At 60.7% G+C, this 22,882-nt stretch carries 17 protein-coding genes; 7 read left to right on the top strand and 10 right to left on the bottom strand.

From position 1 onward, the window contains the following. The first annotated feature begins 158 nt into the window (after nt 1-158). Nucleotides 159-1,502 (top strand): hypothetical protein, encoded by a 1,344-nt coding sequence (locus IYX23_RS04530; RefSeq protein ID WP_196392094.1) that lies wholly within the window; start codon nt 159-161, stop codon nt 1,500-1,502. Nucleotides 1,503-1,819: 317 nt separating this feature from the next. Next, a complete protein-coding gene (locus tag IYX23_RS04525; protein ID WP_196392093.1) occupies nt 1,820-3,196 on the top strand; it encodes a tryptophanase in 1,377 nt (458 codons plus the stop codon). Nucleotides 3,197-3,574: 378 nt separating this feature from the next. Here IYX23_RS04525 and IYX23_RS04520 read toward each other — a convergent pair whose 3' ends face one another. Then, nucleotides 3,575-4,405: an SAM-dependent methyltransferase gene (locus IYX23_RS04520; protein WP_196392092.1), complete on the bottom strand. Its 831-nt coding sequence runs from the start codon at nt 4,403-4,405 to the stop codon at nt 3,575-3,577. A gap of 121 nt (nt 4,406-4,526) precedes the next feature. After that, nucleotides 4,527-5,297, bottom strand: coding sequence for a hypothetical protein (locus IYX23_RS04515; protein ID WP_348643628.1), 771 nt, complete (start codon nt 5,295-5,297; stop codon nt 4,527-4,529). A 162-nt stretch (nt 5,298-5,459) separates the two neighbouring features. On the opposite strand from IYX23_RS04515, the gene IYX23_RS04510 reads away from it, so the two are divergent. The 3 genes from IYX23_RS04510 to IYX23_RS20115 all read left to right on the top strand — a co-directional run bounded on the left by IYX23_RS04510 (nt 5,460) and on the right by IYX23_RS20115 (nt 9,448). After that, on the top strand, nt 5,460-7,742 hold the full coding sequence (locus tag IYX23_RS04510; RefSeq protein ID WP_196392090.1) for a PAS domain-containing protein: 2,283 nt from the start codon (nt 5,460-5,462) through the stop codon (nt 7,740-7,742). Between the two features lie 681 nt (nt 7,743-8,423). Continuing rightward, nucleotides 8,424-9,077 (top strand): HAD family hydrolase, encoded by a 654-nt coding sequence (locus IYX23_RS20120; RefSeq protein WP_246716478.1) that lies wholly within the window; start codon nt 8,424-8,426, stop codon nt 9,075-9,077. Nucleotides 9,078-9,175: 98 nt separating this feature from the next. Further along, nucleotides 9,176-9,448, top strand: coding sequence for a hypothetical protein (locus IYX23_RS20115; protein ID WP_246716477.1), 273 nt, complete (start codon nt 9,176-9,178; stop codon nt 9,446-9,448). A gap of 39 nt (nt 9,449-9,487) precedes the next feature. Here IYX23_RS20115 and IYX23_RS04500 read toward each other — a convergent pair whose 3' ends face one another. The 8 genes from IYX23_RS04500 to IYX23_RS04465 all read right to left on the bottom strand — a co-directional run bounded on the left by IYX23_RS04500 (nt 9,488) and on the right by IYX23_RS04465 (nt 20,401). Continuing rightward, nucleotides 9,488-11,080, bottom strand: coding sequence for a hypothetical protein (locus tag IYX23_RS04500; protein WP_246716475.1), 1,593 nt, complete (start codon nt 11,078-11,080; stop codon nt 9,488-9,490). A 322-nt stretch (nt 11,081-11,402) separates the two neighbouring features. Beyond that, complete coding sequence (locus IYX23_RS04495; RefSeq protein ID WP_196392088.1) at nt 11,403-11,918, bottom strand: NADH-quinone oxidoreductase subunit B family protein; 516 nt, start codon at nt 11,916-11,918, stop codon at nt 11,403-11,405. Between the two features lie 12 nt (nt 11,919-11,930). Further along, on the bottom strand, nt 11,931-13,448 hold the full coding sequence (locus IYX23_RS04490) for an NADH-quinone oxidoreductase subunit C (RefSeq protein ID WP_246716474.1): 1,518 nt from the start codon (nt 13,446-13,448) through the stop codon (nt 11,931-11,933). A gap of 17 nt (nt 13,449-13,465) precedes the next feature. Further along, nucleotides 13,466-14,914 (bottom strand): hydrogenase 4 subunit F, encoded by a 1,449-nt coding sequence (locus IYX23_RS04485; protein WP_196392086.1) that lies wholly within the window; start codon nt 14,912-14,914, stop codon nt 13,466-13,468. Then, nucleotides 14,911-15,573, bottom strand: a complete 663-nt coding sequence (locus IYX23_RS04480; RefSeq protein WP_196392085.1) for a hydrogenase-4 component E — start codon at nt 15,571-15,573, stop codon at nt 14,911-14,913. The genes IYX23_RS04485 and IYX23_RS04480 overlap by 4 nt, the downstream gene beginning before the upstream one ends. Next, entirely contained in the window at nt 15,573-16,526 is a 954-nt protein-coding gene (locus IYX23_RS04475) for an NADH-quinone oxidoreductase subunit H (RefSeq protein WP_196392084.1), read from the bottom strand. The genes IYX23_RS04480 and IYX23_RS04475 overlap by 1 nt, the downstream gene beginning before the upstream one ends. After that, on the bottom strand, nt 16,523-18,520 hold the full coding sequence (gene hyfB / locus IYX23_RS04470) for a hydrogenase 4 subunit B (RefSeq protein ID WP_196392125.1): 1,998 nt from the start codon (nt 18,518-18,520) through the stop codon (nt 16,523-16,525). Before hyfB ends, IYX23_RS04475 begins: the two co-directional genes overlap by 4 nt. 60 nt (nt 18,521-18,580) lie before the next feature. Then, nucleotides 18,581-20,401, bottom strand: a complete 1,821-nt coding sequence (locus IYX23_RS04465) for a SulP family inorganic anion transporter (RefSeq protein ID WP_210330486.1) — start codon at nt 20,399-20,401, stop codon at nt 18,581-18,583. A 263-nt stretch (nt 20,402-20,664) separates the two neighbouring features. Between IYX23_RS04465 and IYX23_RS04460 the strand changes: the two genes are divergently transcribed. Further along, entirely contained in the window at nt 20,665-21,390 is a 726-nt protein-coding gene (locus IYX23_RS04460; RefSeq protein WP_196392083.1) for a response regulator transcription factor, read from the top strand. Beyond that, nucleotides 21,387-22,826 (top strand): ATP-binding protein, encoded by a 1,440-nt coding sequence (locus IYX23_RS04455; protein WP_196392082.1) that lies wholly within the window; start codon nt 21,387-21,389, stop codon nt 22,824-22,826. Before IYX23_RS04460 ends, IYX23_RS04455 begins: the two co-directional genes overlap by 4 nt. Nucleotides 22,827-22,882 lie beyond the last annotated feature (56 nt).

Below are 22,882 nucleotides of genomic sequence, written 5' to 3'. Positions count from 1 at the left end.
GACGCTTGCGTTAGGAGGTTGTTCGCGCGCAGATTTCGCGCGCCTCCGACCTGACCAAGTTGTGTCCAGCGTCAGGATCATTGACGCACGCCGTCAGTCAGCTAGCATCGATCATTCGTGTAAACCTCATGCGTTCCCGGATGATCATCGCTGCAGCCATGAGCGCAGGAGCGGAGCCGGTGAGTGGGGATAAGATTTTGCAAGAAATTCTCGAAAGCGATTGGACGCTCGGCGCCTTGAAACGCCGCGAAGACGCGCGGCGAAGCAGCGAGCGCGGCTCTTCCCCAGGCGGCGCCGACGTCGGCGTAACGCGCCGCGCTCACGATGGATCCGGCAATAATTGGGTCGCTGAAGCCTTCAGGCGGCGGCAAGAGGAAGAGCGCGCAAAAGCGGCGAGCCATCAATCCCGCGGCCCACATATGCATGCGGCCAGCAAGGAAGTTCCCGTCGATAACTGGCTCATCGAAGGCTTCAAGCGTCACCAGCAGGAAGAACGGCGACGAGAAACGATCGCCAGACCTGATGAAGCAGAAGCGCGGAATGTCGGCGACGATCATTCCCTTTCAGATCTGGACTCGTCGCCGTCAGATGGCGGCGTCGTCGTGGAGCGCATCAGCCTGTCCGAGGATCGCGGGTCTGCGAACGAAGACGCGATAGGCGCCAATAATGAAGCTTCCGCAACAGCCCTTGCGCCTCTTGTAAGCCGCCACGACGGAACGGTTCTCGACAAGCCGGCGCGCCGCGCTGGCCGAACCATCATGATCGCCGGTCTGGTCGTTGTTGGCGGTTTGGTTTCCGTCATTGGCGTCAAAACATTGCTCTTTGGCTCTGTTGATTCAACCAAACGCGCAGGCGCGCCCGGCGCGTCGCCGCCGACCAGACAGGAAAAGGTCAATCCCAGCCAGAGCGCATTGCCCAAGGCGGAGACGGGCGCCCCGGCGGCAAAGTCCATGGAGAAGGAGCGCGCGCCGACAAACGACGCGACGCCACATCCGAGCAGCGCCGCGCCGGCAGGGCCGAGCGACGCCGCGATCATCGCCGCGCCTCCGGCCGCAACGCCAGAAAGCTCGAAACCGAATCCTGTTGCGCCGGGCGGCGAGCAAGGAGGCAAAGCGCGCTCTCCATCCCAGGAGCGTGAGCAGGGAGACAAGGCGCTCCATGGCAATGAGGCTGCGCCAGCGGCGACTCTGCCGGCGCCGGCTGCGCCCGCCGCGCCGGAAGCCGCCGCGCCTGCAAAGCCGGACAAGAATTCAACTGCGGAGCCTGCAACCGTTGCCCCGGAAAGATCGCGTGAGCAGATCAGGCCCGAACAAGAGCAAAACGCCTCTGAGTCCAAACGCGGAGCCGTCAATACCGGCGCGGACGCCAAACCCAAGCATCAAGCCAAGGACAGGAACGCCAGCCATCAAACCTCTCGGAAGCCCGACGGCTTCTCCACCTTTCTGAAGCGCACCGCGAATTCGGTTCGCAAGTTTTTCGGACGGCTCGGGGAGAAGCAGTAACAATCGCAGTTGATCGGCGCAGTCGCCCACAATCGATGGCTGCTCCCGGCGCCGCGACCAGTCTTGGCGCAATCGGTTCGCGTCCAGTCGCCGTTATGCACGCGCCGCGTCAAACGCGCGAACGCTGGAACGCGCGGAACTGCCCGACGATCCCGAAGATTAAATCCACGAAAGAGCGATAAGCTCGCAGGCGCTGTAAAAGAGCGGCGATGCCTGCCGTTGGCGCTTGGAAGTGGACCAGCCCTGCGATGAGGCCCATTTGAAGAGCACGTGGCCGACAGCCCAGTCGGTTTCGGCTTTCAAGCGCGAGCATTCCCGTGAAGACGATCATCGAGCCGTTTCGCATCAAGATGACCGAGGCGCTGCCCATCACCACGCGCAGCGAGCGTGAGGCGCTTCTCGCAAGCGCGTTCAACAATGTCTTCCTTTTGGACGCCGACCACGTCACCATCGACTTGCTGACCGACAGCGGCACGGGCGCCATGTCCGATCGCCAATGGGCGGCTCTGATGCTCGGCGACGAAAGCTATGCCGGCAGCCGCTCCTGGCGACGATTCGAGCGAACCGTGCGCGAGATTACCGGATTCAAACGCATTTTTCCGACGCATCAGGGACGCGCCGCCGAGCGCATTCTGGCTGCGACACGCTTGCAAAAGGGCAACGTCGTTCCCAACAATGGTCACTTCGACACGACGCGCGCGAACATTGAATATGTCGGCGCGATTGCGACGGACTTGCCGTCGAGCGAAGCGCGCGAACTCCATTCCGAGAAGCTGTTCAAAGGAAATATGGACCTAGGCAAACTCGAACAATTGATCGAGGCCGAAGGCTCCGCGAACATTCCTTTCTGCATGCTCACGGTGACCAACAACACCGGCGGCGGCCAACCGGTGTCGATGGAAAACGTTCGGAGCGTCAAGGAAATCTTGCAGAAGCACAACATTCCGCTGATCATCGATGCCTGCCGTTTTGCGGAAAACGCATTCTTCATCAAAGAGCGTGAGCAAGGCTTCGCCGATCGAACGCTGTTAGAGATTGCGCGGGAAATGTTTTCATTCGCCGATGGCGCGACGATGAGCGCAAAGAAGGACGGGCTCGCAAATATCGGAGGATTTCTCGCCTGCAACAATGATTCTTGGGCCGATGACTTTCGTAACCTGCTCATTCTGACGGAAGGGTTTCCGACATATGGCGGTCTCGCCGGCCGTGATCTGGAAGCAATCTCCGTCGGCTTGTTGGAAGCGCTCCATTATGACTATCAGCGCTATCGGCATGCGACCGTCGAATATGTGGCGTCAGCGCTGATCTCGCGCGACATACCGATCGTGCGCCCAGCTGGCGGCCACGCCATATTCATCGACGCGGCCGCGTTCTGCCCGCATTTGAGGGCCAGCGACTATCCCGGCATCGGGCTCGTCAATGCGCTTTATCTAGAGGGCGGGGTTCGTGCCGTGGAGCTGGGCAGCGTCATGTTCGGAAAGCCTGCGCCGGGAGGGGGAGAGGAGATCGCAGCGCCGCACGAATTGGTGCGGTTGGCGTTCCCTCGCCGGGTCTATACGCAGAGCCATTTCGACTATCTGATCGAAGTGCTCGACGCCATTGGCCGCCGGCGCGAGTCAATCGAAGCCTACCGGATCACAGAACAGGCGCCATTTCTGCGGCACTTCACCGCCCATTACGAGCGGGCCGGTTGAGCCGCGAGCTAGGCGGTCGACGATGGGCCGCCCTGAGCCGCCTGAAACTGTATGACTTCGGTGGCCGAATATTCTCCGCGCGCGCCACAGTTCGGGCACGTCACCTTAAATGTGGCGGGCCCGGATATCTCCAGAGCGCCCGTGCCTGTCAGCTCGCTCAGAAAAGCAAAGCGTTGTCGGCACTGTTTGCACGCAAATCCAATATACCAGCTGCCAGGGATGAGCGCCGGCATCGCGGATACCTCGAAATCGCCGGTGAACTGAATGCCTTTTGGCATGGGGGTCTCCTGTCTTATAACTTTTGATATTCATGTAGCGCTGGTCTGTCTCCCTGACGATCTTTGCGCTTATTCCCCGGCCGGCGCCGCGACGCGCTTATTACGACGCCACCGCGTTCTGCAGCGTGCAAAGCGTATAGTACCCGTAGAGGGGCGAGGTTAACGGCTGATCCGGCCAATAGGTTCGATGAAGGTCGGCGAGCGTCGCCCGATCGAGCACGCTTGCGCCGCAACGCGCGGCGAGTGCGGCAAGATCGTCGATTCCGTACGTCCAAGGGGCGCCCATGGCGGCGAATCTCGCGACAACGCTGGCGATCTCAGGATCGCCGGTGGCGTTGCTGATCACATCCTCCGCCATATAGTCGAAGGACACCGAGCAGCTCTCGATTTGGCGCATGAGACTCGTCAGGATCTGACACACAAAAGTTTCATTCAAATACATTGTGTTGCCTTCCCATATGACATGGGTGGGAAGCCGGAAATCGCATCCGTTTCGTCTAAGGAGATCAATCATTCCATCCGTCACATAATCCGCCCCGATATATGTCGTGTTGGGATCGACATTGCTTGCTTCAAGCTTCGCCTTTTTGAACGCCTGGGTTTCAGGAGCGTCGATTTCAAAATAGGCGACTCCTTCGGCTGCGATCCGCTGCGGCCTTGTGTCGAGACCGGCGCCAAGTATGAGGATCTGCCGACGCCCTTGGTCGATCTGATGACGAAGCCGGTCGTCGAAGTAGCGAGTCCTCAGGCGCACATTGTTCCTGATCGGCGGAAACGATTGGGAAATGCGATCCGCCGCCTGTTTCGTTTCCCGATCGAGGAACAGGTGGACAAAGGGATCGCGGTAGAGCGGATGAGCTTGCGTGTTTTCGTCATTGCGGAATTCCGCCACGACAAAAGCGGTGCCAACCACTTTTTGAGTTTTGATCATTGGCTCGTCTCGATCGGACTCGGGTTCGGCGCCGGAACGCGTTCCGGCGTTCGTTGAAGGTTAATGCAACTTTCTTGGAACTCTTAGCTGCGTCTGCAGGGCGCTATCAAAGGTGAGCCGGTCACTTTTGAGGATAGCGCTCCAGCAGCTGTGTCAGCGGCTCGGAGCTCACCGCATTGGGCGGCGAATAGGGCTCGTCCACGGAGGCGACGAGCGATATAGGGACGATCGCCGCCAAAGCGAAAATTGTCTGCGCGAGAAGCTGAGGCCTGGGGCGGTCGAGATGGACGACGGCAAGGGCGATTTGCGTGATGAAGGCGATGATGATCACCGCCGCCCATTTGCGATCGTCGGGAAAGGCCCCCGCAATCGCGAGTCGTTGTTCCCGCGCCGATCGCAAACGCATCACCGTATCGACGAGCGCGCGCTGGAAGGCCGCCTCGATTCTCGCGCTGGCGACCGCGCGGGTGAGTCTGTTCAGCGCGGCCTCGGTTTCCGGCGATTCTTTGCCGTCTTCCATGGTTTTCCATTCGAGGCCAACGGCGGTTTCCACATAGTCACGCACGGCGCGCGGAATATCGTCCGCGTGGTCTCCGTGATTGCCGGAAAGCGCTGCGAGCGTCGCCAATTGTTCGCGCTCCATGGCGATGGCGCGATAGGCGCTGCGATTCGCGTCCCAGACGTCCTGCGAGAGAAACGTCATCAGCAGGCCAAACAGGGTCGCCGGGACGGCCACGAAGGGCGGCACGACGCCTTTCCAGCTCTGTGCATAGGCGGCAAAGCGCGAGGCGAAGCTGAGCCAGCACAGGAAAAGCGCGACAGCGGCCATGGCGCCTGTGAGCATGAGCGCCATGACGAGCGTCGTCTGCGACATCCAGAATTTTAAAAGCACGTGTTCCCTCGAATCGACAGTCAATGGCGATTGAAGGGCATCATAATCGAGATTCGCCAGACGATCGTATCCTCTGCGCATGCCTTTCGCACTACGGGGTTCCTCTCGCGTCCAAACGCGTTACCTTCAGCAAGGCTGATCGTCGATCTGAGTTCAGTAGGCATGACAACCGAGACGGACATTTCCGCCTATGCGAGTTCAATCCTGGAGACCGTGAGCCTGCCGCTGCTGGCGCTCGATTCACAGCTCACGGTCGAGTTCGCCAATGACGCGTTCCTCAGTCAGTTTCAGGTGACGCGCGAGGAGACAGTCGGCCGACCGGTTTATGAGCTTTGCGACGGGCTGTGGGACATCCCGGAGCTGCGCCGGCTTCTAGAGCAAATTGTTGAGCGAAACAGTGCGATCGAGGATTGCCGCGTTGAACATGACTTCGAACGTGTCGGCCGTCGCGTCATGTGGTTTAACGCCAAGCGCATCCGCCGGCCGGATGAAAAAGATCGCATCCTGCTTGCGATATCCGATGACACCGAGCGTGAGCGGCTCCGTCATGAACTCGAGGGCCGAATCGAGTTCGCCGAGAAACTGATCGACAGCGTGCGTGAAGCGCTGCTGATTCTCCACGGGGACCTCACGGTTCACTCGGCGAATCGGCCCTTCTACCAACTTTTCGGTGGAGATCCCAAGGAGACGGAAGGACGTCTCGTTTACGAGCTTGGCAATGGCCAGTGGGACACCCCGGAGCTGCGACGGCTGCTTGAGGACATTCTCCCTCGCCGCCAGAGTTTCGACGACTACCGGATCGAACGCGTTTACCAAGGCTTCGGTCCTCGGGTGATGCTGCTGAACGGCCGTCGGCTCGACCAGCTTAACCTGATCCTTCTCGCCATACGCGACACGACAGAGCAGCGGACGCGCGAGGTGAGCCGTCGGGACCGCGAGGCTCGGCAAAACCTCCTGATCGATCTCAACGACCGTTTGCGCCCATTGGCGGATCCCCTGGCCATTCAGGCTGCGGCGAGCGAGGTCCTGGGCCGTCATCTCGAGGCCAACGAGGCGGCCTATGCGGAGATCGACGAGACCGGCGAACACGCAACTGTTCAGCATGACTGGAACGACGGCGCGGCGCCAAGCAACGCCGGGCGCCATCGTCTCGAGAGTTGGGGAGAGGCCCTGCTCGCAGACCTCAAGCGCGGCAGAACAATCGCCGTTAGCGACGTCCGCAATGACCCGCGCACGGCGGCGCCTGAGATCCTAAGGTCATTCGAAAACCGTTCGGTTTCCGCTTTCCTGGCCGCGCCGCTGGTCAAGGACGACCGGCTGGTCGCGGTGGTTACCGTTCATTCGCGGCTACCGAGGACCTGGAGCGCCGCTCAGGCGGCCGTCGCAGAAGATGTCGCCGAGCGAACGTGGTCGGCGATCGAGCGGGCGCGCGCGGAAGAGGCGCTGCGCGAGAGCGAGTCGCGGTATCGCCTGCTGTTCGAATCCATTGACGAAAGCTTCACGGTGGTCGAGCCACTCTATGACGAGGACGGTCATGCGATCGACTACCGCTTCCTTGAAGTCAATCCAGCATTTGAGGCTACCACCGGACTGAAGAACGTTGAAGGGCGGAGCGGTCGCGAGCTTGTGCCCAGCCTGGAAAAGGACTGGATCGATACGATCGGCAGAGTCGCGGCATCCGGGAACGCCGAACGCGTCGTCCGCAGAGCGCGAGCGCTCGGCAAGATCTATGACGCCTTTGTCTTTCGCATCGAGGAAGCGGAAAGCCCAAGAGTCGCCGTGCTGTCGAGGGACGTGACTGAGCGCGTGCGCGCTGAGGAACAGCGCGCTCTTCTCATGAGAGAGCTCAATCACCGCTCGAAAAACATGTTGAGCATCGTGCTGGCCATCGCACGAGCGACCGCGGGCGATCCAGGTCGCGACTTCGAGGAAACGTTTCAGGAGCGCATTTTGTCTCTCGCCGCGAACCAGGACCTGCTGGTCGCCAGCGATTGGCAAGGCGTCACGCTAAGCGATCTCGTGCGCGCGCAGCTCGCGCATCTGGAGGATTTGATCGACGATCGCATCACGCTAAAAGGCCCGCCGCTGACCATCTCGGCCGCGGCGTCGCAATCTTTCAGCATGGCGCTGCATGAGCTGGCGACCAACGCCGTCAAATATGGCGCGCTGTCCAACTCGGATGGCCGCGTCGACATCGAATGGGGCGTCCGCGAGCGCGATGGCGAAGGCCGGCGCTTCGCGATGCGCTGGCGTGAGACGGAGGGTCCCACTGTCGTTCCGCCTGCGCGTAAGGGCTTCGGGTCCACAGTCATTCGGGACATGATCAGATTGAACCTTAGAGGGGATGCAAGGCTCCAATACGACAGCACAGGCGTCGTCTGGGACTTCGACTGCCCGATTGAAAATGTGCTGGAGGCGCCGGAATCCCCCCGAGCCGAGAAGTAATTCCGCGGCAAGATCTGCTGCCCTCCAATCCGCCTCCAGGCTAAACGCAGAACGCCCCGCCGTTACATCCACGGTCGGGGCGTTCGTCGCCGGAACGCTGACGCGTCCCCATTGCGGGCGCTGCGGAGAGGCGCTCACGCGCCGCCGCCGCAAATTTCTAGCGGCGATCGCCTTGAGTGCCGCCGCTGGACGAGGAGTTGCGCGACAGCCTGGGTCGAGGCTGGCTCAACCATCCGCCAGAGTGCGGCAGATGATCCTCGCAGAACGGACGAGTCTCCAGGTTCTGGAGAATCAATCGGATAGCGTTTCGCCTTCGCTGAAGCTTTCTGGTGGTCATCGGAAATCTCCTTCTTTAGAGACGGACCACTGAACAACCTGTCTAGAACGTCATCCTAACAACGACTGAAATCAATCTCTGTTCCGATCTTCTGGCGTCTTTCGCCATCGAATTGCGCCGAGCGTTGCAAATTTGTCGCGCGCTTCGGTCTCTCAATTGATCTTCTGCGAATTAGCTCCTCAGCGGAAACTCATGTTCGCCGATGGCGACAGCGCCCATAGCCGATCTCGCAAATCGCTTATAAATGGCCGCGCCCATCGTCTGCCGTCGACCATTCGTCGTGCAGACATCCGACCTCGTCGGAGGCGCTCTATGGACGACCTGTCGGCCTCTCGGGAGGAATGATGAAAGCGCTGGTTCGATTGGGATTCCTTCTCGCCGTGATGGCCACAACATTCCTGTTGGCGGGATCATCTGTGAGGGCGGGAAGCGATCCGCTTCCGTCATGGAACGAAGGTCCGGCGAAACATGCCATCGTCGAATTGATTCGAGCGACGACCGATCCATCAAGTATGACATTCGTGCCGCCCGAGGAGCGCATCGCGGTCTTCGATCAGGATGGCACGCTCTGGGCGTCCCATCCGATATACCCGCAGTTGATGTATTGTCTGGATCGCCTGCCTGCCGTCGTAAAGGCAAGACCGGCGCTTGCGAAGATCGAGCCCTTCAAGACAGCGCTCTCTCGCAACATGGCGGCGATATCGAAGCTTTCCACGAGGGACCTCATCAAGATCATGGCCGCGCCGCTGAGCGGCATGAGCGTAGAGCGGTTTAGAGCCGATGCGGAGAAATGGCTTGAGACAGCAAGACACCCGCGCTGGGGCCGCCGCTACACCGAGCTGACGTATCTGCCGATGCTCGAGCTGATGAAGCATCTGCGCGCCAACGGCTACAAGACGTATATCGTCACCGGAGGCGGGCAAGATTTCGTGCGGGTCTACGCAGAGAAGACCTATGGCGTTCCGCCCGAGCAGGTTGTCGGACTCTGGAGAGCGTAAGTTATCGTTACGACAAGCTCCGGCGTCCCGTTCTGATCGAGGGCCCCGAAACGCTGCTCAGCGACGTTGGTTCCGGCAAGCCCGAGGCCATCCATTTGATGATCGGTCGTCGGCCGCGCGCCGCATTCGGCAACTCAACGGGCGACCGGCAGATGCTCGAATACACGACGTCCGGGGACGGCGCGCGGTTTGGCATGTTGGTTTTGCACGACGACGTCCAGCGCGAATACGCCTATGGCCCGGCGCTCGGATTGCCCGACACCAGAATCGGGACTTTTCCGCAGTCTTTGTATGACGAGGCGCAGCGGCAGGGTTGGTTCGTCGTCAGCATGAAGAGCGACTGGAACCGGATATGGGCTTTCGAACAATGAAGCGCATGGGAGAAGCGCCCTTAAAGCCGTAGGACCGACCTAGAAGGGAAAGTAGCGGAAGCTCGTCAAGATGGTGTTTTCCGAGCCGTGCGGCGCGCCGCCGACCCCGGTGAAGCCGTTACGAATGATATGGGCGAACTGCACGCCGACTCTGATTTTGCCGGCCGGTCCCTCGTAGAAGGTGTGCCAGGCTCCAGTGGTGATTTCGCGTAGCGCGTGGGTCTGTCCGGAACAACCGAAAAGGGGATTGCCGAGCGCGGCGAGCGGAACGGCGGCGGAGACCCCCGGCGTAATCTGCGATATCGGATTTTCCAGGCCGCAGCCGATATTGTTATAAAGCGGATTGCCATATCCGCCCGCGTAGATCGTGCCATTGATGGCTGCGACTTGCGAGTTCTTACCGGCGATGTCGCCGCCCGCGAAAGCGAAAACATCGGTTTGCGGCGTCGGATGCAGCGTTGCGCCGACGAGGAGGCTTCGCTGATGGAGCGGCTGGAGCGCGCCGAAAACTGAATAGGTCGCATCGGGAAGCTGACTCGATGCAAGGCGGCCGACGCCACGCCCGATCATGCCCGACGCTTGGAATTCCAGGAGCTTGGGAATGATCGGGATAATTGCGCCGGCGCCAACGGCGCCAGACCAAATACGATGATTGCCGAAATAGAGGCGCTCGGTCATCTCACGCGCCACCCCGAACGCTTCCAGATGCACCGTCCGGTCGCCGAGTGGCGCATCCCATGCGACCTTGCCGACAAGATCGGGAAGTCGATTAAAGGAATAAGTATCCAAAGTGTTGAGCGAGCCGCCGTTCGTCGCCAAGGCGAGTAGAGCGGGCGCGGGGATCCCGAGATTGTTGGGAAGGAGAGTGGAGACAGGGCCGAACGCTGGGCCGGGCGCTGCGAACGTGTTCGCTGAACCTTCCGCGGCCAAAGCCAACCAGAATTGCTTTCCGAAATCCTTGTAAATGCGGACGCCAGGATTTCGGTCCCAGACATAGCCCGGCATATAATTGTGATCGATCGTCGGCGGCTGCAACGACGTGTCGGGCCGGGTGCCAGCTGAATTCATAGTTATGAGCGACCAGGTCTGACCTGCCGTGAAATGAAGCCCATAATCGTCATTGTCGATATTCGTATAGGCCTGTCGAACGCGGAGATTGTACGAATTGCTCTGGTTCGCGTTCGCCGTCTGGGCCGCGCCGAGAAAGTCCGTTTCGAAATAGCCCTGGATATGCGTCGTGGGACTGAGATCGCCGCGCACGAGGAGCGCGGGGCGCGTCGCGCGGGCGCTGAAGTGAAACTCGTCCGTATGTCCGGCCGTCGCGAAGCCATAGGGAATGGCGTTGAAGGGCGTGGCGACGTCGGCGCCGACCCAGTGGTTGCGCCAGACCGACTCAAGCGCCAGAAAGCCGCCGGGAATAATCTCCAGACCCTTGTAGACGAACCTATCTGGGATCCTTGGCATGGCGACGGCGGCGACCGGCGTCAGCGCCGTTTCCCTGACGTTCGCGCTGCGAGCATTTACTGTTTCGGCCCGGCGACGCTCCTGCTCATCTCGGTCCTTTTTATCCATGCGGGCTTTAAGTTGCATCACCTGACCAAGGAGCATTTGCAGCTGCTCCTTGTCCGTCATGGCCATCGCGCGATGTGGCGGCAATAGAGCCACGACGCCAGCAGCCGTAAGCGCAATTGCCGAACGCTTGACGTCTTTAAGTAAATGGATCTTCGCCTTTGCGCCGCTCCAGAGAGGCTCAGCTCGAAAAATCTTGGCATTCTGGCGCGTCTGCATTGGTGCGTCCTCTACATTTCGCACGCTTGCGTTCTAGCCAAGTTTTTATGCGCAGGTTTTTCCCGAGTTTATCTCTGTGCCCTCAAATATTGCTCGCGCATTTCGCAAAAATGGCCGTCACCATTTTTCTGGCGGCGGCCATGTTCAATACGCTCGCTGGCGTCGTTCAGCTCATCGTTTCAACGAAGGCGATCAGCCCTTTGAGCAGCGTCGTCGGATCAGGCGGACAGCCGCGAATATGAAGATCGACGGGGACGACCTTCGCGACGCCGCCAACACATGCGTAGCTCTCGCAATAAATTCCCCCATCGAATGCGCAGTCGCCGACAGCGATCACCCATTTTGGATCGGGCGTCGCCGCATAGGTTCGTTCAAGCGCTTCGCGCATGTTTTTCGTCACTGGACCCGTGACGAGCAAGACGTCGGCGTGGCGCGGCGACGCCACAAAACGCAGGCCGAATCTTTCGAGATCGTAGTAGGCGTTGTTGAGCGCGTGAATTTCCAGTTCGCAGCCGTTGCAGGACCCCGCGTCGACTTCGCGGATCGACAGGCTGCGTCCCAGTTTCTGGCGCGCCGTTCGGCCGAGCGTGTAGCCGAGTTCAGCGATCGACGTCGCATTGGGAATGGGCGCCGGTTCGGTCAGAGCGCGGCGGAGCAGGCCCTGAAGCAAGAATTTCTGCATCGCGCGCGTGTCCTAGAGATCGTGCCCCGAGTAGGAACAGTTGAAGGATTTGTTGCAGAGGGGGAAGTCGGCGACGATGTTGTCCTTGATCGCCGCTTCGAGCAGCGGCCATTGGAACCAGGACGGATCGCGCAAATGACAGCGCTGCACCACGCCGTCCGCGCGCATGCGCAGCCAAACGAAGATGTCGCCGCGGAATCCTTCAACGAGCGCGGCGCCTTCGCGCGTCCAGTCTTCCGGCAGCGCCCAGGCGGCGATGATCGGCCCCTCCGGCGCCTCGTCGAGAATCTGTCTGAGGATTCGCAGCGAGGCTTTGATTTCGTCGAAGCGGACCCAGACGCGCGCATCGACGTCGCCTTCCTTCGAGGCGCCGATCTCGAACTTCAGCTGCGGATAGGGGGCGTAACCGATCGCCTTGCGCGCGTCGAACGTCCGGCCCGAGGCGCGTCCAACATAGCCCCCGCTCGCATATTGCTTTGCGAGCGCCTCGCTGACGACGCCGGTTCCGACGGTCCGATCCTGCAGCGACGTCGTGTCGCCAAAGAGCGCGATGAACCGGGGAGTCATCAGCTCCATCCACTCGATCAGCGTGAAGAGCGCCGCGACTTTCTCTCGCGCCAGATCGACGAGGACGCCTCCCGGCGCGATGCGATCCATCATCAGGCGGTGTCCGAAGCAATTTGCCGCTTCTCTCAAAATGCGTTCGCGGACGATGCCGCATTGCGCATGCATCAATGCGAAGGCCGCGTCGTTGCAGATGGCGCCGATATCGCCGAAATGATTGGCGAGGCGTTCCAGTTCGGCCATCAGCGCGCGCAGATATGTCGCGCGCGGCGGAACATTGACGTCGAACGCCGCCTCAACCGCCTGCGAAAAGGCGAGGCTGTAGGCGACCGTGCTGTCGCCCGACACGCGCGCCGCGAGACGCGCGGCGCGCTCGATCGAGGCGCCGGTCATCAGGTGATCGACGCCCTTGTGAACGAAGCCGAGCCGCTCCTCAAGCCGCACGACGGTTTCGCCATTGGCTGAGAAGCGGAAATGGCCCGGCTCGATAATGCCGGCATGCACGGGTCCGACGGGTATCTGATGGAGCGGTTCGCCTTCCGCGGGAAGGAATTCGTAGCTGTCTTTGGTGGAGTCGATCTTTTCGGGGTCGTTGCAAGGATGACGCACGCCCCAACGGCCATGATCGAGCCAGGGCCGCGCGTCGGGCGCGTTTTCGGCCCTCAGCCCATAAATATCGCGGATCGCGCGCTCGAGCCTCAACGCCGGCGGATGCAATCGCCCGACGGATGGAAAGCAGCCTTCAAGACACTCCAATGTGATGATGCGTAGGCGCGGCTCCCGCTCTTCGAGCACCGCCATGTGAACGCTCGAAGGTTCGCCCCACAGGCTGAGGAGTTCGCGCTCGCCCTTCGAAAGACTTTCGGCGAAAGCGAGCCAACCAGCTCTGTCGACGATCTCACGCGGCCAGGGCAGACACGTCGGCGGCGATGGCGGGGCCGGCATCTGTTTGCTGGCGAAGTTCATCTTTTCATCCTTTGAACTCAACCCAAGAGCCGCGCGACGTTCTGGAACCAGGTCACGACGTGAGAGGGAAGGTAGATTCCCGCCAGCAGCACAAGCGAGAGATGCGCGTAGACAGGCCACATGGAAGCCTTCACCTCGCCTTGGTCACGGCTTGGCTCGCCGAACGCCATCCCGGTGAGCCGCAACAGCAAGGCGCCAAAAGCCAGCAGGAGGCCGAAAACCAGCGGAATAGCGAGGAGCGGCTGGCGCGCGAAGGTCGAACTCACGACGAGAAATTCGCTCATGAAGATGCCCAGCGGCGGCAGACCGATGATCGCGACGACGCCAGCGACGAGGGACCAGCCGAGCGCCGGTTGGCTCTGCGTCAGACCTCGGATGTCGGCGATTCTCTGCGTGCCCTTGACCTGCGCGATGTGGCCGACCGAGAAGAAGATCGCGGACTTCGTCAGGCTGTGCATCGTCATGTGCAGCAGACCGGCGAAGTTGGCGAGCGGTCCGCCCATGCCAAACGCGAAGGCGATAATGCCCATGTGCTCGATGGAGGAGTAGGCGAACAGCCGCTTGATGTCGCCGCGGCGGTAAAGCATGAAAGCCGCCATGATGAGAGATGCGAGGCCGAGGGTGATCATCAGCGGGCCTGGCGTAATCGCCGCCGCATTGGCCGTCAGCAGCATCTTGAACCGTAGCACCGCATAAAGCGCGACATTCAGAAGGAGGCCGGACAAGACCGCCGAGATCGGCGTCGGGCCTTCCGCATGCGCATCCGGAAGCCAGGCGTGCATCGGCGCCAACCCAACCTTGGTGCCGTAGCCGAGCATCAGAAACACGAAGGCGACGTTGAGCATCCGCGGATTGAACTGCGGCGCTTGCGACATCAGCGTCGTCCAGACCATGGCGTCATAGCCCTGTCCCAGCACTGGCTCGGCCGCCATGTAAATGAGGATCGTGCCAAAGAGCGCCAGCGCGATCCCGACGCTGCCGAGGATGAAATATTTCCAAGCCGCCTCGAGAGCGTGCGGCGTGCGGTACATGCCGACCATCAACACGGTTGTCAGCGTCGCGACTTCGACCGCGACCCACATGAGGCCGATGTTGCTGGCGAGCAGCGCCAGATTCATCGCGCACATCAGCGACTGATACATCGCGTGATAGAAGCGGACGTTTCTCGTGGTCAACCGGCCAGTTTCGATCTCATGGTCGATATAGCTCGCGCTGTAGACGCTCGTGGTGAAGCCGATGAAGGTCGAGAGCACAATAAAGACGATGTTGAGGTCGTCGACGAAGAGATAGCCGCCGCGTTCGGGTTCGACGACGAAAAGCACAAGCGCGAAGAGAAACGTCGCGCCGGAGGCGCAGAGATTGATGATCGCCGAGCGTCGGTAGGCCGGTTCAAGCGCAACGGCGATGGCCGCGACGGCGGGAATGCCGACAAGCGCGTTCGAGACCATGAAAAGATCGGAACTCATGAACGTCCTCCGCGCACGCGATCGAGTTCAGAAAGGTCGACGTTGTCGAATCGCTCGCGAATGCGAAACAGGAAGATGCCGATCACGATGAAGGCGATGAGAATGGAAAAGGCGACGCTGATCTCGACGACGAGCGGCATGCCGTTCGCCCCTGCCGCCGCCAGAACCAGACCATTTTCCAGCGACATGAAACCGATAATCTGGCTCACGGCGTTGCGTCGGGTCACCATCATCAACAGCCCCAGCAGCACGATCGCCAAGGCGAATGCAATGTCTTCGCGCGACAGCGGATCGGCGGAGGCGGTCGCCGGCAGCATGACGACGAGCGACAGCGCCACGAGAAATATGCCGATGAGCATGGTTATGCCGACGCCGCCAACGACCTCCACGGTGCGGTGGATGCGCAAGCGCTTGATGATGTGGCGAAGGCTGAAGGGAATGATCAGCGCCTTGAAGATCGCTGCGATGGCGGCCGTGAGATAGAGGTGCGGCGCATCCTGGTAATAGGCCTGCCAGGCGACCGACAGCGACAGAATGACGGCGTGAAGCGTGTAGATATTGATGAGCCCCGACAGTCGGTCCTGATACAGCAGCATGAAGCTCGTCAGGAGGAGCGCGCCCGCGAGCACATGGGCGATGTCGATTGTCAAAAGCTCCATCAGAGGCTCCGTGTCACGAAAACCAGCAGCGTCGCGAGGAGGCCAAGCATCAGCCCCGCGCCGAGAAAGTCCGGCACGCGGAAGATGCGCATCTTGGCCGTGGATGTTTCAAATAGCGCGAGCGCGCCGCCGCCGATCGCCAGCTTGAGGACGTATGCGCAAAGGCCGATCATCATCGCCTCCGCGCCCGCATCATGCGACGCGAGTCCAACGGGGAAAAAAACGCAGGCGATGAGCGAGAGATAAAGGAGCAGTTTGAGCGCGGAGGCGAGTTCGATGAGCGCGAGATAGCGCCCGGAATATTCGAGAACCATCGCCTCATGCACCATCGTCAACTCGAGATGGGTCGCCGGATTGTCGACGGGAATCCGGCCATTCTCCGCAATGGCGACGATAAGGAGCGCGACGAGCGCCATGCCGACGGAGGCGCGCAATTCCAGATTTCCGGCCATATAAGCGGCGATTTCGGAAAGCTGCGTCGTTCCGGCGACGAAGGAGACGGTGAAGACGATCATCATCATCGCCGGCTCCGCGAGCGAGCCGAACATCGCCTCGCGGCTCGAGCCGATGCCGCCAAAACTCGTTCCAATGTCCATGCCCGCGAGCGCAAGGAAAAAACGGGCGCTGCCGAGCAGGGCGATGATGGCGATGAGATCGGCCGACCAGCTGAACGTCAGTCCCGTGGCGAATGTCGGCACGAGCGCTGCGGAGACCCAGATCATCGCAAAGATCAGATAGGGCGCCGCGCGATACAGCCACGACGCGTTTTCGGCGAGGACGACTTCCTTGCGCAGCAGCCGAATGAGATCGAGCCAGGGTTGAATGATCGGCGGTCCTTTGCGGCGCAAGAGACGCGCCTTCAGCTTTCGAACGTAGCCGATAAGCAGCGGCGCCAGCGCCAGCACCAAAAGCATTTGGACGCTCTGCGCCATAAGGTTGAAAAGAAGCGTCATATCGCCACCAGCACCAGGAGGAAGACGAGCGCCGCGAATACCAGCGCGAGATATTCCTGGATCGTCAGGAGACTGAGGATGTTCAGCCCGGCGGCGCAGGACTCAACCGCGCGCGTGAGGGGCGCATAGAGATAGTCGAAGATCCGATCCTTGATTTCGACGCTCAAGCGCGCGGCTCGCGTATCGCCAGGCACCGGCATGTCGAGGCGCTCCCGCACCGAAAAGGCGATGACGCCAAGGGTGCGCCGGATCGGCTGCGCGAAGCTGCTGCCTGTGTATTGCGTCGTGGGGCTGGTTTCGAAGTAGCCGCAATCCCAGGCCGGCGCGCGCCGCGACCGCGCCGTGCCGAATTTGTGGATGACCCATCTCGCCGAACAGGCGGAGAAAAGAATGAACAGGAAGACCAGAAGCCCATTGTAGGAGCTGCGGCTTTCGGCGACGGGCGCGATCGAGAGCCAGGAGAGTTCAGCCTGGGTCGGCATGCGGCCGCCGACAAAATCTTTCGCCACGGGTGAGATCGTGTCGATGAGGAGGCCCGGCAGCAGACCGGCGATGAGGCACAGCGTCAGCAAAACCGCCATGGTCGCGAGCGACCAGCGATCTGGATCATGCGCCTGGCGCGCCGCTTCGCTGCGGGGCCGTCCCAGAAAAGCTATCCCATAGGCGCGTATGTAACAGCCGGCGCCGAGCGCTGCGCTCAGCGCCAGCGCTACGCCGACCGCCGGAACGAGGAGCTTCACGGTCCATTGCGGCAGCGACGGGCTCAGCAGGATCGCCTGAAAGACCAGCCACTCCGAGACGAAGCCGTTCAGCGGCGGCAGGGCGGCGATGGCGACGCAGCCGCCGAGAAAAAGGAACGCCGTTTTCGGCATGGAGTGAATAAGACCGCCGAGGCGCTCGATGCTTCTTTCGCCGCTCGCGTTCAGCACCGCGCCGGCGCCAAAGAACAGCAGGCTCTTGAACAGCGAATGATTGAAAACGTGAAAGAGCGCGGCAGTGAAGGCGAGGGCGGCCGGCAGCGCCATGCCATTGGCCTTGAACGCCAGGGCAAGTCCGAGCGCGATGAAGATGACGCCGATGTTTTCGATGGTGCTGTAGGCGAGCAGCTTCTTCAGATCGCTCTGTATCGTCGCGAACAGAACGCCGATGAGGGCGCTCGCTGCGCCAAAAGTCATGGGCTCGACCGACCACCAGAAGGCCGGCGGTCCGAGCAAATCGAACACGACACGAATGAAGCCGTAGACGGCGACTTTCGTCATAACGCCGCTCATCAGGGCCGATACGTGGCTCGGCGCCGCCGGATGGGCGAGCGGCAGCCAGATATGTAAGGGCGCGAGTCCGGCTTTGGACCCCATACCGACAATGGCGAGGGCCAGGACGAGGCCCGACGTCCATCCCGCCTTGGTCGACTCGCGAATCGAGGCGAAGTCATAGGCGCCGCCGACGCCCCCGAGAACGCCAAACGCCATCAACAGCGCAAAACCGCCGAAGCTCGCCATCAACAAATAGACGAAGCCGGCGCGCCTGTTCTCCTCCTCATGATGGTGCGTCAGCACGAGCGCCCATGACGCAAGCGACATGAACTCCCAAGCGACGAGAAAGGTGAAGGCGTCGTCGGCCAGCACGACGAGGTTCATGCCAGCGAGAAAAGCTGGGTAGAACGGCAGCACGCGCATCGGCTCTTTCTCATGCGCGCCATAGCCGATCGCATAGGCGCTCGCCGCCGCGCCGCCCAGATTGACGACAGCGAGAAAAAAGGCGGTCAGGACGTCGATGCGAAAATGCATGCCGATCCACGGCAGTCCGAGCGGCAAAGCCGTCGAAACGACATGAGCGCCCCTGGGCATGACCGCTGCAAGGAAGAGGACGCCGCAGAGGCCGATGCAAAGGCGATAGACGTTGCGGCTGACGTCATGGTTCCGCCTGTCGAGGATGGCGTAGACGCTGACGGCGAGCAGGGCGCTGACACAGGTCAGCGCCAGATAGAGCGGCATACGTGTCACCTTCGAATCGGCGCGGCGGTCGTCAGCGGCGCCTTGCGTGAACTTTACGGATCAGGCGGTGCGCTTGCGCGGGGCGAGAGGATGCTTCGACGTCGCGACGTGTTGATCCAGTCCGCAAATCTCTGCGTGGCCGTCGTTTGCTTTATAGTCCTCGCAAAAGTGATGAAGGTTCTCCATCACCGTATGATCGACGCACCAGGAGTCTGAGAGATCAAAGATGACCGTCTTGCCCTTTGGAAGCTTGGCGAGATCGCCCTTGAGCGCGAGGTAATTGGCGAAAAAGGCCGCGCCGCCGATCCTGACATGATAGACGCCGGGTTCGCTCTCCAAGACGTCGCGATGCAGCTTGAAGACCTGCCCCCAATTGACGCTGCGCCAGAAGTGGAACAGGAACTCGGCGGCGATGCCGATGGCGACGCCGATCAAGAGATCGGTCGCCAGAACACCGATGATGGTAATCACGAAAACGGTGAGCTGGTCCCAGCCGATCGCCAACGTCTTCTTGAACTCGAGCGGCGAGGCAAGTCGGTAGCCGGTGAACACCAGCAGCGCAGCAAGCGAGGCGAGCGGGATCTCGTGAATGACCCTCGGGAAAAGGGCGACGAAGATCAGCAGGAACAACCCGTGGAAGAAATTCGCCCACCCTGTGTGCGCGCCGTTATTCACATTGGCGGAGCTGCGGACGATTTCAGCGATCATCGGCATGCCGCCAATCAGGCCGCATATAATATTGCCGAAGCCGACCGCCGCGAGGTCGCGGTTGAGATCTGAGGTGCGCTTATAGGGGTCGAGCTTATCGACCGCCGCCGCGCTGAGCAGGCTTTCCAGGCTGCCAACGAGACAGATGGCGAAGACCTGCTGCCAGAATACGCTGGAGCGAATCAGCGAAAAGTCGGGGAAGGCGAAGCCGGACAGGAAGTTCTGCGGAATGGAGACAAGGAATTTCGGACCGATCGTGAATTCGTGATGCGGCAGGAACGGCGTGTCGGGCAGGAAGAGATAGATATGTTCATCGTCGAGATCGTAATATTGCGCGAGCGCCATGCCGATGATCACGACGACGAGTGGCGCCGGGATCATTTTTAGTCGGCGACTCTTCACCAGCGACCAGGCGATCAAGATCAAAAGCCCAAGGCCGCCGATGATGGCGACTTCCGGATTCATGTCGCGAATGCTTGCGGGGATTGCGCCAATCGTCTCGAACAGAGTCTGCGCGTCCGGCTTCACGCCGAGCATGACGTGAATCTGCTTGGCCATGATGATGATGCCGATCGCCGCCAACATGCCATGCACGGCCGAGGACGGAAAAAAGGCGCTCATCTTGCCGGCCTTCATGACGCCCATCAGCATCTGAATGACGCTGGCGCAAACAATGGCCGCCAAGGTGTAGTGGTAACCGGCTTTCGCGTCGCCGCCGCCGAGCGCCTGCACCGAATCCAGAATGACCACGATGAGGCCCGCCGCCGGGCCGGTGATGGTGACGAAAGATCCGTTGATGCGCGACACCAGCAGGCCGCCCACGACGGCGGTGATGATGCCCGCCTGCGGCGGAAAGCCCGACGCCATCGAAATGCCAAGGCATAGCGGCAGCGCGATAAGAAACACCAGAAAGCCGGACAGAACGTCCGCGCGCCAATTTTGGGCCAATCCGGCGAGGCCGGTCTTCGGCGTGAACCTTGTTGGAAGCGTCCCTTGTGCATGATTCTCGTCCACGGCGATGTGACTTGGTCCTGTCGCGCCGGCGAAATCTCCGTCTGATCCGCCTAAGCCCAGCCATCCGTCCTGCGCCGACGATCCGGCGCGCTGAGAGGCGTTCGCGTCTGCCGCGCTCGCTTCGAGGTCGTGGGTGACAGCCTGAGCCTTGCTTTTCATATGTTGTCCTTGCAGTCGCGCGCAGTCGAAACCTTGGCGCCGACCGGTTAGCGCGGCCGCAACATAGGACAGGCCAGTGGCTGTGGTGTTTCTCCAGTTTTTCAGGCCACAGAGATTGTTTCTGATTTATTTCCAAAATCCGACGAGATCAGACCAGAGCTACTGAAGCGTCGCGGGGCGGGGTCTTTTTTGTGATGGAAACACTCTAGAAACACTGCATTATTAGTTTCCGGCGAGCTCCAACGAAAGCGATTGCGCCTCCCTTGACCCCTCCCGTTTCAATTCTGATCGTCGAGGATGACGCCGAAATCGGCGAGTTCATCTCCCTCTATCTCGCGGCGCACGACATTCAGACGAAGGTAGCCGCAAACGCCCAGGCAATGGACGCTGCGTTCAGCGCCGGCGCCTATGACCTGCTGATCCTTGATCTTAATCTGCCCGGCGAAGACGGCTTGTCGATCTGCCGGCGGGTGCGATCCGAGAGACGCATCCCTATAATCATACTGACGGCGCAGTCGGAGGACATCGACAAGATATTGGGTCTGGAGCTCGGGGCCGACGATTACATCGTCAAGCCTTTCAATTCGCGCGAGCTGCTGGCGCGCATCCGCGCCGTTTTGAGGCGAACTGAAACCCCGAACGCGAACGCCGTCGACGGGCGCGCCGCACGGCAAGCGTATCTTTTCTCCGGCTGGCGCGTCGATGTGCTCGCTCGAGAGGTCGTGGCGCCATGCGGCATAAAGGTGGCCATGACCGGCGCCGAATTCGATCTGCTGCACGCTTTGTGCGAAAATCCTAATCGGGTGTTGACGCGCGAGCAATTGATCAACATGACGCATGGCCCGACGACCGGGCCCTTCGAGCGCAGCATCGACGTTCTGATCAGCCGGCTTCGACAGAAAATAGAAGCGGATCCAAGAAAGCCCGCGTTCATCCAGACGGTTCGCTCCGAGGGCTATATTTTCTCCACTCACGTGGCGCGCGCATGAATCCTGCTCGCCTTCCCTGGCGTTTCCGGCTCAACAAACTGGCCGTGCAAATCACGCTGCTGATTTTCGTGTCGATCGTGGCGTTCCAGACCATCGTCATCGGCATGTTTCATGTGTTCGGCAGGCGGCACATCGTCGACCAAGGAGACTTCATCGCGAGCATAATCCTCGCTCTGGACGTCGCGCCGCTTCCGGAGAGAGCCAATGTCATTTCAGCGCTCTCTCACGCCGTTCCCTACGCCAGTATCGAGATTCAGGAGTCGCGCCCTCCGGCGGCGACATCTTCGACGGGCGGCGGCGATCTCGCCTTTGACAATGAAATCCGCCACATCGACTCACTGTTGTGGAACGGCGCAGACGTGTTCAAGGTCGACAGTTCAACGCCCGAAGATTACGGCGTCCTCGCCGTCGAATTGCATAAGGGCGGCTATGCGACGGTCTCGATCGCCGAGCATCAAAAATCTCCCGGTTCGATATGGCGATGGCTGTGGCAACATGCCGATGACGAACCGTTTATTCTGACTCAGGGGGCGCGAACGGCGCTGTCCTTTATCATATTCACGGCGATCTTCGTGTTCTGGGCGCTGAACGCAATCATGGCGCCGCTACGACGACTGGCAAAATATGCTGAGCAGATTCCAAACGATGTCGATACGAAGGCGCAGCTCCCGGAGCGAGGTCCCCAGGAAGTTCGCGAATTGACCCGTTCGCTCAATCGTATGCAGGCGCGCATCAGCAAGATGATCGCCGCGAGAGCCCATGTGCTTGCGGCGGTCAGTCACGATCTGCGAACGATCATCACGCGCTTGAAGCTGAAAACGGAATTCGTGTCAGATCAAAGCCTTCAGCAACGGATGATGCGCGACGTCGATCTCATGGACGCCATGCTGTTCAAGAATCTGCAGTATTTGCGCGCCGAAGGAGACGACACGTCCGACTGTTCCCTGGTCGATCTCGACAGCGTTCTGCAAACCGTCGCCGACGAGTTCTGCGACCTTGGTCATCATGTGACCTACCATGGCGATGGCCACCAGATGGTCTTCGGATCGATTTGCGACGTGCAGCGCATTTTCACCAATCTCGTCGAAAACGCGACGCATCACGCGAAGACCGTGGACATCTACATCGCGGACGGCCCGGGAGAGCTCATCGAGGTGGACGTCGTCGACGACGGACCGGGAATGTCAGCGGACGGCAAGAACACTGCATTTGAGCCCTTCGTTCGCGGTCAGCCGGGACGAACGCTCGACGCGCACAGCGGATTTGGACTCGGCCTATCGATTGTGCGCTCGCTCGTCGAGAACCACGGCGGATCCGTGTCGCTGCTCGATCGGGAGCCGAACGGGCTGATCGCGCGCGTCTGTCTGCCTCGCGCAGTGGAAGGAGACGAAAAGCCGGTTCCGACGGGCTCCAAGGCGACGCCGGCGCTCTTCTGAACGATATCGAACCGTTCGCCTTGACGCGCCCCAATGCGTGCGCGATGCGCCAGAGG

Origin of the sequence: Methylocystis sp. L43, assembly GCF_015709525.1 — a bacterium.
In the GTDB taxonomy this organism is placed as follows: Bacteria; Pseudomonadota; Alphaproteobacteria; order Rhizobiales; family Beijerinckiaceae; genus Methylocystis.
This window is presented reverse-complemented; position numbering and strand designations above follow the sequence as displayed.

Coding starts and splice junctions, on each gene's coding strand:
- IYX23_RS04530 (WP_196392094.1), top strand. CDS start 159: ATGAGCGCAGGAGCGGAGCCGGTGAGTGGGGATAAGATTTTGCAAGAA.
- IYX23_RS04520 (WP_196392092.1), bottom strand. CDS start 4,405: ATGATCAAAACTCAAAAAGTGGTTGGCACCGCTTTTGTCGTGGCGGAA.
- IYX23_RS04510 (WP_196392090.1), top strand. CDS start 5,460: ATGACAACCGAGACGGACATTTCCGCCTATGCGAGTTCAATCCTGGAG.
- IYX23_RS20120 (WP_246716478.1), top strand. CDS start 8,424: ATGAAAGCGCTGGTTCGATTGGGATTCCTTCTCGCCGTGATGGCCACA.
- IYX23_RS20115 (WP_246716477.1), top strand. CDS start 9,176: ATGATCGGTCGTCGGCCGCGCGCCGCATTCGGCAACTCAACGGGCGAC.
- IYX23_RS04500 (WP_246716475.1), bottom strand. CDS start 11,080: ATGACGGACAAGGAGCAGCTGCAAATGCTCCTTGGTCAGGTGATGCAA.
- IYX23_RS04495 (WP_196392088.1), bottom strand. CDS start 11,918: ATGCAGAAATTCTTGCTTCAGGGCCTGCTCCGCCGCGCTCTGACCGAA.
- IYX23_RS04490 (WP_246716474.1), bottom strand. CDS start 13,448: ATGAACTTCGCCAGCAAACAGATGCCGGCCCCGCCATCGCCGCCGACG.
- IYX23_RS04485 (WP_196392086.1), bottom strand. CDS start 14,914: ATGAGTTCCGATCTTTTCATGGTCTCGAACGCGCTTGTCGGCATTCCC.
- IYX23_RS04480 (WP_196392085.1), bottom strand. CDS start 15,573: ATGGAGCTTTTGACAATCGACATCGCCCATGTGCTCGCGGGCGCGCTC.
- IYX23_RS04475 (WP_196392084.1), bottom strand. CDS start 16,526: ATGACGCTTCTTTTCAACCTTATGGCGCAGAGCGTCCAAATGCTTTTG.
- hyfB (WP_196392125.1), bottom strand. CDS start 18,520: ATGCCGCTCTATCTGGCGCTGACCTGTGTCAGCGCCCTGCTCGCCGTC.
- IYX23_RS04465 (WP_210330486.1), bottom strand. CDS start 20,401: ATGAAAAGCAAGGCTCAGGCTGTCACCCACGACCTCGAAGCGAGCGCG.
- IYX23_RS04455 (WP_196392082.1), top strand. CDS start 21,387: ATGAATCCTGCTCGCCTTCCCTGGCGTTTCCGGCTCAACAAACTGGCC.